The sequence below is a fragment of the Caulobacter sp. RHG1 genome (genome assembly GCF_013181195.1).
GTDB lineage: Bacteria > Pseudomonadota > Alphaproteobacteria > Caulobacterales > Caulobacteraceae > Caulobacter.
In genome coordinates this window covers 410,680-425,762 of the sequence record NZ_SMZP01000003.1, presented here as the reverse complement: position 1 = coordinate 425,762, position 15,083 = coordinate 410,680, and the positions used below count along the sequence as shown (strand labels likewise).

At 68.1% G+C, this 15,083-nt stretch carries 18 protein-coding genes; 8 read left to right on the top strand and 10 right to left on the bottom strand.

The genetic code is table 11. The annotated features are described in order from the left end of the window. Positions 1 to 131: 131 nt before the first annotated feature. From E1H18_RS09720 to E1H18_RS09695, 6 genes are read right to left on the bottom strand one after another with little or no spacing between them, the layout of a single operon-like run. Positions 132 to 455 carry a phosphoribosyl-ATP diphosphatase gene (locus tag E1H18_RS09720; RefSeq protein WP_172266858.1) on the bottom strand — a complete coding sequence of 108 codons (324 nt, stop codon included), beginning with the start codon at positions 453 to 455 and terminating at the stop codon, positions 132 to 134. After that, a complete protein-coding gene (hisF, locus tag E1H18_RS09715; protein ID WP_172266855.1) occupies positions 452 to 1,228 on the bottom strand; it encodes an imidazole glycerol phosphate synthase subunit HisF in 777 nt (258 codons plus the stop codon). The genes E1H18_RS09720 and hisF overlap by 4 nt, the downstream gene beginning before the upstream one ends. Beyond that, on the bottom strand, positions 1,228 to 1,962 hold the full coding sequence (gene hisA / locus E1H18_RS09710) for a 1-(5-phosphoribosyl)-5-[(5-phosphoribosylamino)methylideneamino]imidazole-4-carboxamide isomerase (RefSeq protein WP_172266852.1): 735 nt from the start codon (positions 1,960 to 1,962) through the stop codon (positions 1,228 to 1,230). The genes hisF and hisA overlap by 1 nt, the downstream gene beginning before the upstream one ends. Continuing rightward, positions 1,950 to 2,591: an imidazole glycerol phosphate synthase subunit HisH gene (gene hisH / locus E1H18_RS09705; RefSeq protein WP_172266849.1), complete on the bottom strand. Its 642-nt coding sequence runs from the start codon at positions 2,589 to 2,591 to the stop codon at positions 1,950 to 1,952. Before hisH ends, hisA begins: the two co-directional genes overlap by 13 nt. 8 nt (positions 2,592 to 2,599) lie before the next feature. After that, positions 2,600 to 3,190, bottom strand: a complete 591-nt coding sequence (hisB, locus tag E1H18_RS09700; protein ID WP_172266846.1) for an imidazoleglycerol-phosphate dehydratase HisB — start codon at positions 3,188 to 3,190, stop codon at positions 2,600 to 2,602. Between the two features lie 7 nt (positions 3,191 to 3,197). Beyond that, positions 3,198 to 4,187, bottom strand: coding sequence for an adenosine kinase (locus tag E1H18_RS09695; protein ID WP_172266843.1), 990 nt, complete (start codon positions 4,185 to 4,187; stop codon positions 3,198 to 3,200). A gap of 145 nt (positions 4,188 to 4,332) precedes the next feature. Here E1H18_RS09695 and E1H18_RS09690 point away from each other — a divergent pair, with 145 nt between their 5' ends. Next, positions 4,333 to 5,190, top strand: coding sequence for a RimK family alpha-L-glutamate ligase (locus E1H18_RS09690; RefSeq protein ID WP_172266840.1), 858 nt, complete (start codon positions 4,333 to 4,335; stop codon positions 5,188 to 5,190). A 121-nt stretch (positions 5,191 to 5,311) separates the two neighbouring features. On the opposite strand, the gene nth is transcribed toward E1H18_RS09690, so the two are convergent. Further along, positions 5,312 to 5,992 carry an endonuclease III gene (nth, locus tag E1H18_RS09685; protein WP_172266837.1) on the bottom strand — a complete coding sequence of 227 codons (681 nt, stop codon included), beginning with the start codon at positions 5,990 to 5,992 and terminating at the stop codon, positions 5,312 to 5,314. A 103-nt stretch (positions 5,993 to 6,095) separates the two neighbouring features. Between nth and E1H18_RS09680 the strand changes: the two genes are divergently transcribed. Continuing rightward, the gene (locus E1H18_RS09680; protein ID WP_172266834.1) at positions 6,096 to 6,977 is read left to right on the top strand and encodes a methylated-DNA--[protein]-cysteine S-methyltransferase; all 882 of its coding nucleotides are present in this window, start codon (positions 6,096 to 6,098) and stop codon (positions 6,975 to 6,977) included. Between the two features lie 119 nt (positions 6,978 to 7,096). On the opposite strand, the gene hslU is transcribed toward E1H18_RS09680, so the two are convergent. After that, positions 7,097 to 8,392 (bottom strand): ATP-dependent protease ATPase subunit HslU, encoded by a 1,296-nt coding sequence (gene hslU / locus E1H18_RS09675; RefSeq protein ID WP_172266831.1) that lies wholly within the window; start codon positions 8,390 to 8,392, stop codon positions 7,097 to 7,099. Positions 8,393 to 8,396: 4 nt separating this feature from the next. Next, complete coding sequence (gene hslV, locus E1H18_RS09670) at positions 8,397 to 8,960, bottom strand: ATP-dependent protease subunit HslV (RefSeq protein WP_172266828.1); 564 nt, start codon at positions 8,958 to 8,960, stop codon at positions 8,397 to 8,399. Positions 8,961 to 8,998: 38 nt separating this feature from the next. Between hslV and E1H18_RS09665 the strand changes: the two genes are divergently transcribed. The 4 genes from E1H18_RS09665 to E1H18_RS09650 all read left to right on the top strand — a co-directional run bounded on the left by E1H18_RS09665 (position 8,999) and on the right by E1H18_RS09650 (position 12,779). Next, positions 8,999 to 9,736: a molybdopterin-synthase adenylyltransferase MoeB gene (locus tag E1H18_RS09665; RefSeq protein ID WP_172266825.1), complete on the top strand. Its 738-nt coding sequence runs from the start codon at positions 8,999 to 9,001 to the stop codon at positions 9,734 to 9,736. A 49-nt stretch (positions 9,737 to 9,785) separates the two neighbouring features. Beyond that, positions 9,786 to 10,742, top strand: a complete 957-nt coding sequence (locus E1H18_RS09660) for an alpha/beta fold hydrolase (protein WP_172266822.1) — start codon at positions 9,786 to 9,788, stop codon at positions 10,740 to 10,742. Positions 10,743 to 10,806: 64 nt separating this feature from the next. Then, positions 10,807 to 12,321 (top strand): acetyl-CoA hydrolase/transferase family protein, encoded by a 1,515-nt coding sequence (locus tag E1H18_RS09655; RefSeq protein ID WP_172266819.1) that lies wholly within the window; start codon positions 10,807 to 10,809, stop codon positions 12,319 to 12,321. A 68-nt stretch (positions 12,322 to 12,389) separates the two neighbouring features. Continuing rightward, positions 12,390 to 12,779 carry a group II truncated hemoglobin gene (locus tag E1H18_RS09650; RefSeq protein WP_172266816.1) on the top strand — a complete coding sequence of 130 codons (390 nt, stop codon included), beginning with the start codon at positions 12,390 to 12,392 and terminating at the stop codon, positions 12,777 to 12,779. 106 nt (positions 12,780 to 12,885) lie between these two features. Here E1H18_RS09650 and E1H18_RS09645 read toward each other — a convergent pair whose 3' ends face one another. Continuing rightward, complete coding sequence (locus E1H18_RS09645) at positions 12,886 to 13,872, bottom strand: D-glycerate dehydrogenase (protein ID WP_172266813.1); 987 nt, start codon at positions 13,870 to 13,872, stop codon at positions 12,886 to 12,888. Positions 13,873 to 13,998: 126 nt separating this feature from the next. Here E1H18_RS09645 and E1H18_RS09640 point away from each other — a divergent pair, with 126 nt between their 5' ends. Both E1H18_RS09640 and fabA read left to right on the top strand, forming a co-directional pair. Next, positions 13,999 to 14,475 carry an SH3 domain-containing protein gene (locus E1H18_RS09640; protein ID WP_370526471.1) on the top strand — a complete coding sequence of 159 codons (477 nt, stop codon included), beginning with the start codon at positions 13,999 to 14,001 and terminating at the stop codon, positions 14,473 to 14,475. Positions 14,476 to 14,547: 72 nt separating this feature from the next. Continuing rightward, on the top strand, positions 14,548 to 15,060 hold the full coding sequence (gene fabA, locus E1H18_RS09635) for a 3-hydroxyacyl-[acyl-carrier-protein] dehydratase FabA (RefSeq protein WP_172266807.1): 513 nt from the start codon (positions 14,548 to 14,550) through the stop codon (positions 15,058 to 15,060). Positions 15,061 to 15,083: the final 23 nt, after the last annotated feature.

Sequence of the window (15,083 nt, the reverse complement as noted above, 5' to 3'; positions counted from 1 at the left end):
CCGCCGTGCGTCCTTCGAGGCCCGCTGCGCGGGCGCCTCAGGATGAGGACGTTATTGCACTGAACACCTCATCCTGAGGTGCGCGCTCCTGAGCGCGCCTCGAAGGACGCAGGGAGGCTGCCGTCAGCGCGCTAGGATTTCCGCGAAGCCTTCTCGGCGATCCCTGAAGTCCCCTCACGGGCCTCGAGTTTCTCCGCCACCGCGTCCAGCGACACGCCCGAGGCGGCCATCAACGCTAGCCAGTGATAGAGCAGGTCCGCGCTCTCGGCCGCCAGGGCGTCAGGCCCCTGGGCCACCGCCGCGATCACAGTCTCGACGGCTTCCTCGCCCAGCTTCTTGGCGGCTAGGGCGGGATCGTTCAGCAGCTTGGCGGTGTAGGACGCGGTCGGATCGCCGCCTTTGCGGGTCTCGATCGTGGCGGCCAGGCGGTCCAGGACCTCGCTCAGTCGGCTCATGCGGCGCTCCCATCCAGGCGCACCGGCACGCCGGCGTTGGCCATGGCTTGCTTGGCCTCGCCGATGCTGATCTCGCCGAAGTGGAAGATCGAGGCGGCCAGCACGGCGGCGGCGTGGCCTTCGCGGGCGGCCTCCACCAGGTGCTCGGTCTTGCCTGCGCCGCCCGAGGCGATCACCGGCACGTTCACCGCGCCGGTCACGGCCTTGAGCAGCGGAATGTCGTAGCCGATCTTGGCCCCGTCGCGGTCCATCGAGGTCAGCAGGATCTCGCCCGCGCCGCGTTCCACGACCTTGGCGGCCCAGTCGACGACGTCCAGGCCGGTGTCCTTGCGGCCGCCATAGGTCCAGACGTTCCAGCCCGAGCCGTCCTCGCGCAGCTTGGCGTCGATGGCCACCACCACGCACTGAGCCCCGAAGGCGTCGGCGCCGGCGGCGATCAGGTCGGGGTTCTCGACGGCGGCGGTGTTGGTCGAGACCTTGTCGGCCCCGGCCAGCAGCAGGCGGCGCATGTCCGACACCTGCCGCACCCCCCCGCCCACCGAGACGGGCATGAAGCAGACCTCGGCGGTGCGCGAGATGACGTCCAGCAGCAGGCCACGGTTCTCGCTGGACGCGGTGATATCCAGGAACATCAGCTCGTCGGCGCCGGCCGCGTCATAGGCCGTCGCCTGCTCCACCGGGTCGCCGGCGTCGCGCAGGGCCACGAAATTGACCCCCTTGACCACCCGCCCGTCCTTCACGTCGAGGCAGGGAATGATCCGGGTCTTCAGCATCAGAGCGCGGCCGCGATCAGGGCTTCGGACGGCTTGATCGTGCCGGCATAGAGCGAGCGGCCCAGGATGGCGCCGGCGATCTCGACGCCGGGACGGGCCTTCAGGCGCTCGATGTCGGCGACCGCCGCCACGCCGCCCGAGGCGATGACCGGGATCGACACGGCGTCGGCCAGTTCGCCCACGCCCTCGACATTGACGCCGGTCAGGGCGCCGTCGCGGCTGATGTCGGTGACGATCAGGGCGGCCACGCCCACATCCTCGAAACGCTTGCCCAGGGTGATGGCGTCCAGGTCCGACAGGCCGGTCCAGCCGTCGATCGCCACCTTGCCGTCACGCACGTCGACGGCCACGGCGATCTGCTCGGGCCACAGGCGGGCGGCCTTGCGCACCAGGTCCGGATCGTGGACAGCGATGGTGCCCAGGATCACGCGGGACACGCCCGCCTCGATCCAGGCCTCGACGCCTTCCAGGGTGCGGATGCCGCCGCCCAGCTGCACCGGGATCGAGATCGATTCCAGGATCGACTCGACGGCCTTGGTGTTGACCGACTTGCCCTCGATGGCGCCGTTCAGGTCGACCACATGCAGCCACGAGAAGCCGTCCTTGACGAAGCGCTGGGCCTGGTCGGCGGGCGAGTTGTTGAAGACCGTGGCCTTCTCCATGTCGCCGTGCAGCAGACGCACGCACTGGCCGTCCTTCAGGTCGATGGCGGGATAGAGGATCATGGGCGCCATTCCAGGAAGTTGGCGAGCAGGGCGAGCCCTGAGGCTTGTGACTTTTCGGGGTGAAACTGTAGGCCAGCAACATTGCCCTTGGCCACCGCCGCCGTGAACGGACCGCCGTGGTCCGTGACAGCGACGACGTCTTCCGCATTGGAAGCGGTCAGGGCGAAGGAGTTGGCGTAGTACATGTGGGCGCCGCTGGGCACGCCGGCGAACAGGGCGTGGTCGCGGACCAGGGTCACGGCGTTCCAGCCCATGTGTGGGATAGTCAGGGTCGGATCGGCCGGCTCGAGCTTCTTCACTTGGCCGCCGATCCAGTCGAGGCCGGGGGTGACGCCGAACTCCAGGCCTTCGGTGGCCAAGAGCTGGTGGCCGACGCAGATGCCCATGAACGGCTGGCCGCGCCCGTGCACGGCTTCATTCATCGCCTCATAGACGCCGGTGGCGTCCAGGCCGGCGCGGCACGAGGCGAAGGCCCCGACGCCGGGCAGGAAGACGCGATCGGCCTTGGCGACAAGGTCGGGGTCGGCGGTGACGACGATCTCGGCGGCGATGTCGCGGCGGCGGGCCGCCTCACGCAGGGCCTTCTCGGCCGAACGCAGGTTGCCCGACCCGTAGTCGATCAGGGCGACGGTCTGCATGGGATTTCCTACAGCACGCCCTTGGTGGACGGGGCCAGGCCGCCGGTCTTCGGGTCGATCTCGACCGCCTGACGCAGCGCCCGGGCCAGGGCCTTGAAGCCGCTTTCGGCCACATGGTGGGTGTTGTCGCCGTACAGGGTTTCCAGGTGGATGCACGCCCCGCAGTTCATGGCGAACGCGTGGTGGAACTCCTTGAAGAGCTCGGTGTCCATCTCGCCGACCTTGGGCCGCTTGAACTCGACCTTCCAGATCAGATACGGCCGGTTGGACAGGTCGATGGCGCAGCGCGTCAGGGTCTCGTCCATCGGGATATAGGCCGAGCCGAAGCGACGGATGCCCTTGAAGCCATCCAGCGCCTTGTTGATCGCCTGACCCAGCACGATGCCGGTGTCTTCCACCGTGTGGTGCATGTCGATGTGCAGGTCGCCCTTGGTCTCGACCTTCAGGTCGAAGCCGCCGTGGCGCGCGAAGGCCTCCAGCATGTGGTCGTAGAACCCGATGCCGGTGGAGATCGTCGAGGCGCCGGTCCCGTCGAGATCGATCCAGACCCGGATCTGGGTCTCCTTCGTCTCGCGGACCACTTCAGCGGTGCGGGCCATTGAAATCCTACAGTCCGTTCTTCTGGGCCAGCTCGCGCAGGGAGACCTGCGGGCGCGGACCGTAGTGATCGATGACCTCGGCGGCCGCGAGCGAGCCCAGCTGGCCGCAGACCGGCAGCGAGCGGCCTTGCGACAGGCCGTAGAGGAAACCCGCCGCGTATTGGTCGCCCGCGCCGGTCGTGTCCACGACTTTTTCCACGGGGTAGGCCGAGATTTCGTGAAGGGCGCCGCCCTGCGCGATCACCGAGCCCTTTTCGCTGCGGGTGACTGCGGCGATGTCGACGCGCTCGGCCAGCGCCTTCACGGCGGCGTCGAAATTGGTGGTGCGGAACAGCGAGCAGACTTCGGCGGCGTTGGCGAAGACGATGTCGCACTGGGTCTCGATGAAGCCCAGCAGGGCGTCGCGGTGACGCTCGACCACGAAGCTGTCGCTCAGGGTGATGGCGATCTTGCGACCGGCGCCGTGGCTGAGCGCGGCGGCCTTGGCGAAGGCCTTGCGGGCTTCGGTCGGGTCGAACAGGTAGCCTTCGAGGTAAGAATATTGAGCGGCTTCGATGATCGCCGGGTCGACGTCGGCCGAGGTGAGCTCGACGCAGGCGCCCAGATAGGTCGACATGGTGCGCTGGGCGTCGGGCGTGACGTTGATCAGGCTCTGGGCCGTTGCCGGGCCGTCAGCCAGCGGCGGAGTGTCGAAGGTCGCGCCGATCGCGCGCATGTCGTGGGTGAAGACCCGGCCCAGCTGGTCGTCGGCGACCTTGCCGATAAAGGCGGCCTTGCCGCCGAAGCTGGCGACGCCCGCCACGGTGTTGCCGGCGCTGCCGCCCGAGGCCTCGATGCCCGAGGCCATCACGTCATACAGGCTGGAAGCGCGGGCGACGTCGATCAGGGCCATCGAGCCCTTCACCATGCCTTCGCGTTCCAGGAAGGCGTCGTCGCACTGGGCGATGACGTCGACGATGGCGTTACCGATGGCGGCGACGTCGTAGAGCGCGGTCATGGGGCGGGGCAAACCTTTGAAAGAACAGGCCAGAGGGCGCTTGAACGATGGCGATTAAAGGAAGTGGCGGTGCAAGGCAACGCGAGGCTTGCCGCGCGGCCCGCCAAGGCCTAGCTGCGAAGTCCTAGCCTTCGCGAGTAAACCGATGGTCGACGTCCTGATCCTGGCGCCCGCCCGCGACGAGCCGCGCTTCGCCAACAGCTGGAGCCCGCTGTTCGAGCGCCTGGCCGCGCCTCTGCGCGAGAGGGGCCTGACGGTCGCGCCTCAGCCGTGGACCGATCCGATCGACAAGGACCAGGCCCGGCTGGTCATGCCGTCCCTGGCCTGGGGCTACCACCGCCGCCAGGCAGAGTGGTTTAGCCTGCTGGACCAATTCCAGCGCGACGGCGTCCGCGTCGCCAATCCGCCGGCGATCATGCGTTGGAACTCGACCAAGACCTACCTGGTAGAGCTTGAGGCCAAGGGCGCACCCGTCGTGCCGACCCAGGCCCATGATCGTCTGACCGACGAGATCGTGCTCGCCGCCTTAGACGCCTTCGGGGTCGACGAGGTGGTGGTCAAGCCGCAGGTCTCGGCCGGTTCGCAGGACACTATCCGGGTCAAGCGCCACGGCGCGCTGGACGGCGGCCCTACCGGACCGGCCCTGATCCAGCCGTTCCTGCCGGCGGTGGGCGAGGAGGGGGAGCTGTCGCTGTTCTACTTCGACGGCCGCTTCAGCCACGCGGTGGCCAAGGTCGCCGTGCCGGGCGACTTCCGGGTGCAGCCGCAGTTCGGCGGCGTGGTCAGCCAGATCGCTCCGGAACGCGAGGCCCTGCGCGCGGCCGAGCTGGTGCTGGAGGCCGCGCCTTCGAACCTCACCTATGCCCGGGTGGATCTGATCCGAGGGTTGGATCACACGCCGCAGCTGATGGAGCTGGAGGTGATCGAGCCGGATCTCTTTCTGCAGCATGCGCATGACGGCGGGGCGGGATTTGCGGCGGCGGTGGTTCGGGCGATGGGCTAGCTCAGCACAGGCCCCCACCTGACTTCGCTCCGCGAAGTCTGTCCGCCCCCAAGCGGGGCGGAGAAATCTATCCTCCCCCTTTTGGGGGAGGGGGACCGCCGAAGGCGGTGGAGGGGGCTGGTCACGCCCCCAAAAATAACTCCCGCGAAGGACACAGATCGCTGATCTTGCAGATCTCGCACTTGGGTTTCCGCGCCACGCAGACATACCGTCCATGCAGGATCAGCCAGTGGTGCGCCCGCGTCTGGTAGGGCCCCGGGACGATCCGCATCAGGTCCTGCTCGACCGCATCGGGGACCTTGCCGGCCGACAGCTTCAGGCGATGCGAGACCCGGAACACGTGAGTGTCGACGGCGATGGCTGGTTCGATGTCCAGTTCGTTCAGCACCACCGAGGCGGTCTTGCGGCCCACGCCCGGCAGGGATTCCAGATCGGCGCGGTTCAGGGGAACCTGGCCGCCGTGCCTGTCCATCAGGATATGGGCAGCGGCGATGACGTTCTTGGCCTTGGTGCGAAAAAGGCCGATCGAGGCGATGTACCTGATGAGCCCCTCTTCGCCGAGCTCCAGCATCTTTTCGGCGCTGTCGGCGACCTGGAACAGCGGGCCGGTGGCCTTGTTGACCTGGACGTCGGTCGCCTGGGCCGACAGGGCGACGGCGGTGACCAGCTCATAGGGGTTGGAATAGTTCAGCTCGGTCTTGGGATGCAGGTCCAGGCTCTCGAAGCGTTCGAACAGCACCCTGACCCGCTCGCGCTCGGCGGGACTGATGCGCTTGACGGGTTTTTTCTTCGGGGCGGCCATGGCCGGACCATGCCGTGATGCGCCCCGCTCGCCAAGCGTTGGCCAACCCCGTAAAATCGCCGCAAGAACCGGGCGGACGCCGTTCCACGAGGGGCTTAAGCCTATGACCATGGCATACGACGCACCCCCCGCAGAAAACGCCGAACTGGTTCGCCTCGCCGAGCGCTCGGTCGACTATCACCGCATGGCCAAGGCGCTGGACTGGCTGGCCGCGCGCTGGTCCGATCATCCCTCGCTGGACGAAGCCGCGCAGGCGGTGGGCCTGTCGCCGTTTCACTTCCAGCGCATCTTCACCCGCTGGGCCGGGGTCAGCCCCAAGAGCTTCGTGGCGGCCATCGCCCACGCCGAGGCCCGCCGCTCCCTGGAGGCCGGCGGCACCGTGCTGGACGCGGCGTTCGACGCCGGACTGTCGGGGCCTTCGCGGCTGCACGACCTGTTCATCGCTCAGGAGGCGGCGACGCCGGGCGAGGTCCGCCGGCGGGGCGAGGGCATGAGGCTGCGCTGGGGCTGGGCCCCGACGCCGTTCGGCAAGGGTCTGTTCGTCATGGCCGACCGCGGCCTGGCGGGGCTGGCTTTCTCAGATGGCGATGACGACGCCAGTTTCGCCGACATGCACCGCCGCTTCCCGGCCGCCGACTGGATCCGCGACGACCTGGCCGCCCAGGCCACCGCCCTGCACGCCTTCGCGGGCGGGGAGGGGCCGGTGCCAGTGGTGCTGATCGGCTCGCCCTATCACGTGCAGGTCTGGAAGGCGCTTTTACGCATCCCGGCCGGCGAGACCGCGACCTATGGCCAGGTCGCCCACTGGGCCGGCAAGCCCAAGGCATTCCAGGCCACCGGCGGCGCGATCGGGGCTAATCCGATTTCCCTGCTGATCCCCTGTCACCGGGCGATCGGCAAGAGCGGCAAGCTGACAGGCTACCACTGGGGCCTGGCGCGGAAGGCCGCGATCCTGGGAATGGAGGCGGTCGCGAAAACCGGCTGACACTTGCCCCCACCTGACCGCTCCGCGGTCGTCCGCCCCCGGAGGGGGCAGACGGTGATCCGCTATCCGTCTTCCCCCTCCGGGGGAGGAGCGCGAAGCGCGGAGGGGGCCAGTAACCGCTACAGGATGAACCGGCTCAAGTCCGCGTTCGCCGCCAGGGCGCCGACCCGTTCCTGCACATAGGCCGCGTCGATGGTGATCGTCTCGCCGCCGCGGTCGGCCGCCGTGAAGCTGATCTCCTCGACCACCTTTTCCAGGATGGTCTGCAGGCGCCGCGCCCCGATGTTCTCGACCGAGGCGTTCACGGCCACGGCCGCATCGGCCAGGGCGTCGACCGCGTCGTCGGTGAAGGCCAGGGTCACGCCCTCGGTGGCCATCAGCGCCTGGTGCTGGCGGATCAGGTTGGCTTCCGGCTCGGTCAGGATGCGGCGCAGGTCGTCGCGGGTCAGGCCCTTCAGCTCCACGCGGATCGGCAGGCGGCCCTGCAGCTCGGGCAGCAGGTCCGACGGCTTGGCGACGTGGAAGGCGCCCGAGGCGATGAACAGGATGTGGTCGGTCTTCACCGGGCCATACTTGGTCGAGACGGTGGTGCCCTCGATCAGCGGCAGCAGGTCGCGCTGCACGCCTTCGCGGGAGACGTCCGCGCCCGAGCGTTGCGAAGAACTGGCGACCTTGTCGATCTCGTCGAGAAAGACGATGCCGTGGTTCTCGGCCAGCTCCAGGGCCTCTTGCGTAAGGGCCTCCTGGTCCAGCAGCTTGTCGCTTTCGTCGGCGATCAACGGCGCCCAGGCTCCGGACACGGTGGTCTTGTGGGTCTTGGTCTTGCCGCCGCCCAGCGACTTCATCATGTCCGACAGGTTGAACATCTGAGCGCCGGGCTGGCCGGGGATCTCGAAGGTCTGGCCACCGCCGGTGTCGGCCAGCTGCAGCTCGATCTCCTTGTCGTCCAGCTCACCGGCCCGCAGCTTCTTGCGGAAGGCTTCGCGGGCGGCGGTGGCGCCGGGGCCGGTCAGGGCGTCGAGGATGCGATCCTCGGCCGCGCCTTCGGCCTTGGCTTTGACAGCGGCGCGGCGCTTGTCGCGGACCATGGCCAGAGCGCTTTCCACCAGGTCGCGGACGATCTGGTCGACGTCGCGGCCGACATAGCCGACCTCGGTGAACTTGGTGGCCTCGACTTTCAGGAACGGGGCCTGGGCCAGGCGCGCCAGGCGGCGGGCGATCTCGGTCTTGCCGACGCCGGTGGGGCCGATCAGCAGGATGTTCTTCGGGGTCAGCTCGTCGCGGATGTCGGCCGGGGCGCGGCGGCGGCGCCAGCGGTTGCGCAGGGCGACGGCGACGGCCTTCTTGGCCTCGTTGTGGCCGACGATGAAGCGGTCGAGCTCGGAAACGATCTCGCGGGGGGAAAATTCGGTCATGATCTTACAGGACTTCGACGGTCAGGTTGCCGTTGGTGTAGACGCAGATCTCGGCGGCGATGCTCATCGCGCGTCTTGCGAGTTGTTCGGCCGAGAGATCCTGGTCGAGGAGCGCTTTACCCGCCGCCAGCGCGTAGTTTCCGCCCGAGCCGATGGCCGCCACGGCGTTGCCGTTGGCGCTCTCGCCCGGCTCCAGCACGTCGCCGACGCCGGTGACGGTGTAAATGGCGGTGGCGTCGGCCACCAGCAGCATGGCTTCCAGCCGGCGCAGGTAGCGGTCGGTGCGCCAGTCCTTGGCCAGGTCCACGCAGGCGCGGGCCAGTTGGTCGGGATACTGCTCCAGCTTGGCTTCGAGGCGCTCGATCAGGGTGAAGGCGTCGGCGGTGGCGCCGGCGAAACCGGCCACGACCTTGCCGCCGGCCAGGCGACGAACCTTGCGGGCGTTGCCCTTGACGACGGTTGGCCCCATGGAGACCTGTCCGTCACCGGCGATCACGGTCTGGCCGTTCTTGCGCACCGCGAGGATGGTCGTGCCGTGCCAGTTCGGGAAGGAATTCGAGTTTTGCATGGCTTCGCATGTGGCGAGGCTTTTCCCGGAGATCAAGGATGAGCTTCACGCCGGAAGAGGTCGAGCGCTACGCCCGCCACCTGGTCCTGCGCGAGGTCGGCGGCCCGGGGCAGCAGAAACTCAAGGCTGCGCGGGTGCTGATGGTTGGCGCCGGGGGGCTGGGTGCGCCGGCTGCCCTGTACCTGGCTGCGGCGGGCGTCGGGACCATCGGTCTGGTCGATCCGGATACGGTGTCGCTGTCGAACCTGCAGCGCCAGGTGCTGTACGCCACGGCCGATGTCGGCCGGCCGAAGGTCGAGGCGGCGGTCGAGCACTTAAGCGCTCTGAACCCCCACCTGACCGTCGAAACCCATCCGGTATGGCTGGATGACGCCAACGCTGGCGGCATCGTCTCGCAGTATGACCTGGTCCTGGACGGCACGGACGACTTCAAGACCCGCTTCGCCGTCAGCGACGCCTGCCTGGCCCATGGCAAGCCGCTGGTCAGCGGGGCCCTGGGGCGCTGGACCGGCCAGGTCGGGGTGTTCCACGGCCAGCCCTGTTACCGCTGCCTGGTGCCGGAGGTTCCGCCGGACGCCGAGACCTGTTCGCTGGTCGGCGTGGTCGGGGCGCTTGCGGGGGTGATCGGGTCGATGATGGCGCTGGAGGCGGTGAAGATCATTGCCGGCGCCGGTCAGCCCCTGTCGGGCAGACTGCTGATCTACGACGCGCTGGCCGCCGAGACCCGTACGGTGCGGATCGGCGCCGACCCGTCCTGTCCCGCCTGCGGTTCTTGACGACCCCGCTTCGGCGCGGTTCGGTGAAGGCCTCGGCGGAGAGGGCGGCATGAGCAAACTGACGCGCGGACTGTTGATCGGCCTGGGCGTGGTCGTCGTGCTGCTGGTCGGCGGCTGGTTCCTGCTGCAGCGGCCCGACATTCCCTACGCCACGCTCGAGCAGCGGTATGGCCACGCCGACAGCCGCTATATGGACCTGCCCAGCGGCGTGCGGGCGCACTACCGCGACATCGGACCCCGTGACGCGCCAGCCATCGTGCTGGTCCACGGTTTCTCAGCCTCGACCCACGCCTGGGACGGCTGGATCGCGGCGCTGGCCAAGGACTACCGCGTGGTCGTGCTGGACCTGCCGGGCCATGGCCTGACGCGCGGCCCGCTGGTTGGCGGCCGCGACGGTTTCGAGGCGGTGGTCGACGGGGTGACCCGAGGCCTGGGCCTCTCGCGCTTCACCCTCGGCGGCAATTCCATGGGCGGTGGTGTCGCCTGGGCCTACACGCTGGACCATTCGGACAGGGTCGAGCGCCTGTTGCTGGTCGACTCGGCGGGATGGCCGGCGGAAAAGGCCAGCGGCGCGGCGATCTTCTCGGTCATGCGCACGCCGGTCGGCCGCGCCCTGCTGAAGGATATCGACACCCGGCCGCTGATCGCCCAGGGCCTGCGAGCGGCCTATCTGGATCCCAAGCTTGTGACGCCGGCCCTGATCGACCGCTATGCGGACCTGGCCCGCGCGCCCGGCCATCGCGACATTCTGCTGTCGCTGCAGACCGGTCCGCGTCGTGAGGCGAAGGCGGCCGACCTGTCGCGCATCCACGTCCCGACCCTGATCCTGTTCGGCCAGGATGACCGGCTGATTCCGGCTGCCGACGGCGAGAAGTTCCACAAGGCCATACCGGGCGCGACCCTGATCATTTACCCCGGCGTCGGCCACGTGCCGATGGAGCAGATCCCCGAACGCTCGGCCGCCGATCTCAAGGCCTGGCTGGCCACCCATCCGCCGCGTCCGTGACTTTACGGAGGCGCGGCCGTCATCCCTTTGCGGTAAGGCCTCCCCGACAGTAACGGAGGATCCCATGGCTGGCGCTCGGATCGAACTGGAAAGCTTGAAGTCCAAGGTGATGTCGGCGGAGGACGCCGCGGCCTTGATCGCCCCTGGCAGCACCGTCGGCATGAGCGGTTTCACCGGCTCGGGCTACCCGAAGTCGGTGCCGCTGGCCCTGGCCAACCGCATCGAGGCCGAGCACGCGGCGGGCAATCCGTTCCGCCTGCGGGTCTGGACCGGCGCCTCGACCGGGCCGGAGCTGGACGGCGCCCTGGCCAAGGCCGACGGCATCGAGTTCCGCCTGCCCTACAATTCCGACCCCATCGCCCGCGAGAAGATCAATCGCGGCGAGATGGACTATTTCGACATGCACCTGAGCCAAGTGGCCCCGATGGCCTGGCAGGGGTTCCTGGGCCCGCTGGACACCGCGGTGATCGAGGTCAGCGGCATCCGCCCGGACGGTTCGCTGGTCCCGTCGTCGTCGGTGGGCAACAACAAGACCTGGATCGACCGCGCCGAGAAGGTGATCCTGGAGGTTAACCGTTGGCAGAACCCAGCGCTGGAAGGGATGCACGACATCTACTACGGCACGGCCCTGCCGCCGAACCGCGTGCCGATCCCGCTGGTCAAGCCCAACGACCGCATCGGCGAGGCCTATTTCCGCTGTGACCCGTCGAAGGTCGTGGCGGTGGTCGAGACCGACGCGCCCGACCGCAACCTGCCGTTCGACGCGCCCGGCGAGGACCATCGGGCCATCGCCGGCCACATCATGGAGTTCTTCCGCCACGAGGTCGCGCGCGGCCGCCTGCCGGCCACCCTGCTGCCGCTGCAATCAGGCGTGGGCAATATCGCCAACGCGGTGATGTTCGGCCTGGTCGACGGCCCGTTCGACAGCATGACCGCCTATACCGAGGTGCTGCAGGACGGGATGCTGGAGCTGATGAAGTCCGGCAAGCTGCTCAGCGCCTCGGCCACGGCCTTCTCGCTCAGCCCCGAGGCCGCCCGCGAACTGAACGCCGACATGGCCGCTTATCGCGATCGTCTCGTGCTGCGCCCGCAGGAGATCAGCAATCACCCCGAACTGATCCGCCGCCTGGGCTGCATCGCCATGAACGGCATGATCGAAGCCGACATCCATGGGGCGGTGAACTCGACCCACCTGATGGGCTCGCGCATCCAGAACGGCATCGGCGGCAGCGGCGACTTCGCCCGCAACGCTTACGTCTCGATCTTCATGGCTCCGTCGACGGCCAAGGGCGGCAAGATTTCGACCATTGTCCCGAAGACCCCGCACGTCGACCACATCAACCAGGACGTCCAGATCCTGGTCACCGAACAGGGCCTGGCCGACCTGCGCGGCCTGTCGCCCCGCCAGCGGGCGGAAGTGATCATCGAGAACTGCTCGCACCCCGACTATCGCCCGGCCCTGAAGGACTATCTGACCCGCGCCCGTCGCGACTCCTACGGCCAGCAGTCGCCGACCCTGCTGATGGAGGCCTTCGCCTGGCATCAGCGGTTCGTCGAGAAGGGCGACATGCGGGCCTAAGGCTTGAGGCGGATCAAGGCGCGGTCCCCGGATCGCGCCGATCCTGGCGTTTTCGCCCGGAGCCCTCGATGAGCGTCGACACCCAGGACACCGCCTTCGACCAGATCGGCGGCGCGGCCCGCATCGACGCCCTGGTCGAGGCCTTCTACGACCTGATCGAGACCGACCCGGCCTATGCAGAACTGCGGGCCATGCACGCGGCCGACATGACGCCCGTGCGCGCCTCGCTGAAAGGCTGGATGACCGGCTGGCTGGGCGGCCCCCGCGACTGGTTCACCCAGCATCCGGGCGTCTGCATGATGTCGATGCACCGCGCCATGCCGATCGACGCGGCTACGGCGGGGCAGTGGACGCACGCCATGCGCCGGGCGCTGGACCAGGCCGGTGTCGAGCCTGAGTTGGCGGAAGCCCTGAACGAGATCTTCGGCCGCATGGGCGCCAACATGACGACGCGCTGAAGGGCCGAAAACCCCGCCCTTCGACGAGCTCAGGGTGAGGTTTTCTACTGTAGCGGCGTCAGAATTAGTCCTCACCCTGAGCCTGTCGAAGGGCGAGGACGGACCCTCACAGCATCGCCGGGATCACCCGGTCCGGCGGCCTGTGGCCGTCCATGAAGGTCTTCACGTTGACGATGACCTTCTCGCCCATGTCGATGCGGCCCTCGACCGTGGCCGAGCCCATGTGGGGCAGCAGCACGACGTTGGGCAGCTTCAGGAGCTTGGGGTTGATCGCGGGTTCGTGCTCGTAGACGTCCAGGCCCGCGCCGGCGATCTCGCCCTTGGCCAGCATGTTGGCCAGGGCGCCTTCGTCGATGACCTCGCCGCGGGCGGTGTTGACGATCACCGAATGGGGCCGCAGCAGTTTCAGCCGGCGGGCCGACAGCAGGTGATAGGTGGCCGGCGTGTGCGGGCAGTTGACCGAGACGAAGTCCATCCGGGCCAGCATCTGGTCCAGGCTTTCCCAGTAGGTGCAGCCCAGCTCTTCGGCGATGCGCGGGCTGACCGGCTTGCGGTTGTGATAGTGCACCTGCATGCCGAAGGCCTTGGCGCGGCGGGCCACGGCCTGGCCGATGCGGCCCATGCCGATGATGCCGATGCGCTTGCCCCACAGGCGGCGGCCCAGCATCCAGGTCGGCGACCAGCCCTGGAAGCCGCCGGCCTTGACCACCTCGGCGCCTTCGACGACGCGGCGCGAGGTGGCCATGATCAGGGTCATGGTCAGGTCGGCGGTGTCCTCGGTCAGGACCCCCGGCGTGTTGGTGACGATGATGCCGCGGGCGTTGGCCGTGGCGACGTCGATATTGTCGACGCCGGCGCCGAAATTGGCGATCAGCTTGAGCCTTTCGCCGGATCGCGACAGAAGACGCGAGTCGATGCGGTCTGTGATCGTCGGCACCAGCACGTCGGCCCGACTCATGGCGTCGACGAGCTCGTCGGCGGACATGGGCTTGTCGGAGACGTTCAGTTCGGTGTCGAACAGTTCGCACATGCGCGTCTCCACCGGATCGGGGAGTTTGCGGGTGACGACGACTTTGAGCTTGCGGGCGGCCATGGGCGGTTTGAAAAGCTCTCACTGACGGGCGTTTGAAAGCTGTATCAAAGGGGCCCGGAGGGGCCAAGCAACATGGCGTCGAAATCAGAACAACGTTCGCCGCGGATTGGGTTCGCGCTGGGAGCCATGGCGGCCATGCTGCTGACGGCGCCTACGCAGGCCGCGCCCAGGATCACGCCGTCGGGCCTGGACGTACCGCGCTACGTCTCGCTGAAATATGCCGAGGTCAACGCCCGCAACGGTCCGGACGAGGCCCAGCGCCTACTGTGGATCTACCGCGCCAAGGGCCTGCCGGTGCAGATCGTGGCCGAGACCCGCGAATGGCGGCGGATCTGCGACCCCGAAGGCGGCCTGGCCTGGGTGCACCGGCGGGTGATCGACGGCCGACGTTCGGCCATGCGGGTGAAGCCGGAAAACCTGCCATTGCTCAGCGCGCCCAAGCCGGACGCCAAGGTCAGCGCCTATCTGAAGGGGCGATCGACGGCCAGCCTCGACAAGTGCGAGGACGGCTGGTGCCGGCTGCGGGCCGACGGATCGTCTGGCTGGGCCCGTGAAAGCGACATCTGGGGCGCCGATCCGGCGATCCAGTGCCGCAAGGGATAGGCTGAGAAACAGGAACGCACCCCTTCAGGGAAACGTTGAGACCTGACCCAACGCCGTGCTAGGGCGTCCCCTATGCAGAAGAACGCCTATACCTTCGAAGAACTCCTGGCTTGCGGCCGCGGCGAACTGTTCGGCCCCGGCAACGCTCAGCTGCCGGCTCCGCCGATGCTCATGTTCGACCGGATCGTCCGGATCGAGTCCGAGGGCGGCAAGTACGGCAAGGGCTATGTCGAAGCCGAATTCGACATCAATCCGGACCTCTGGTTCTTCGGCTGCCATTTCATCGGCGACCCCGTCATGCCGGGTTGCCTGGGCCTGGACGCCCTGTGGCAACTGGTCGGTTTCTTCCTGGGCTGGTCGGGTGGTCCCGGTCGTGGCCGCGCCCTGGGCGTCGGCGAGGTGAAGTTCACCGGCCAGGTGACCCCGGACGTCAAGAAAGTTGTCTACAAGATCGACCTGAAGCGGGTCATCATGCGCAAGCTGGTCATGGGAATCGGCGACGGTGTGATGGAAGCCGACGGCAAGGTGATCTACGAAACCAAGGACCTGAAGGTCGGGCTGTTCACGCCCGAGCAGATGGCCTAACGCGTTTTAGACGAGACCGGCCC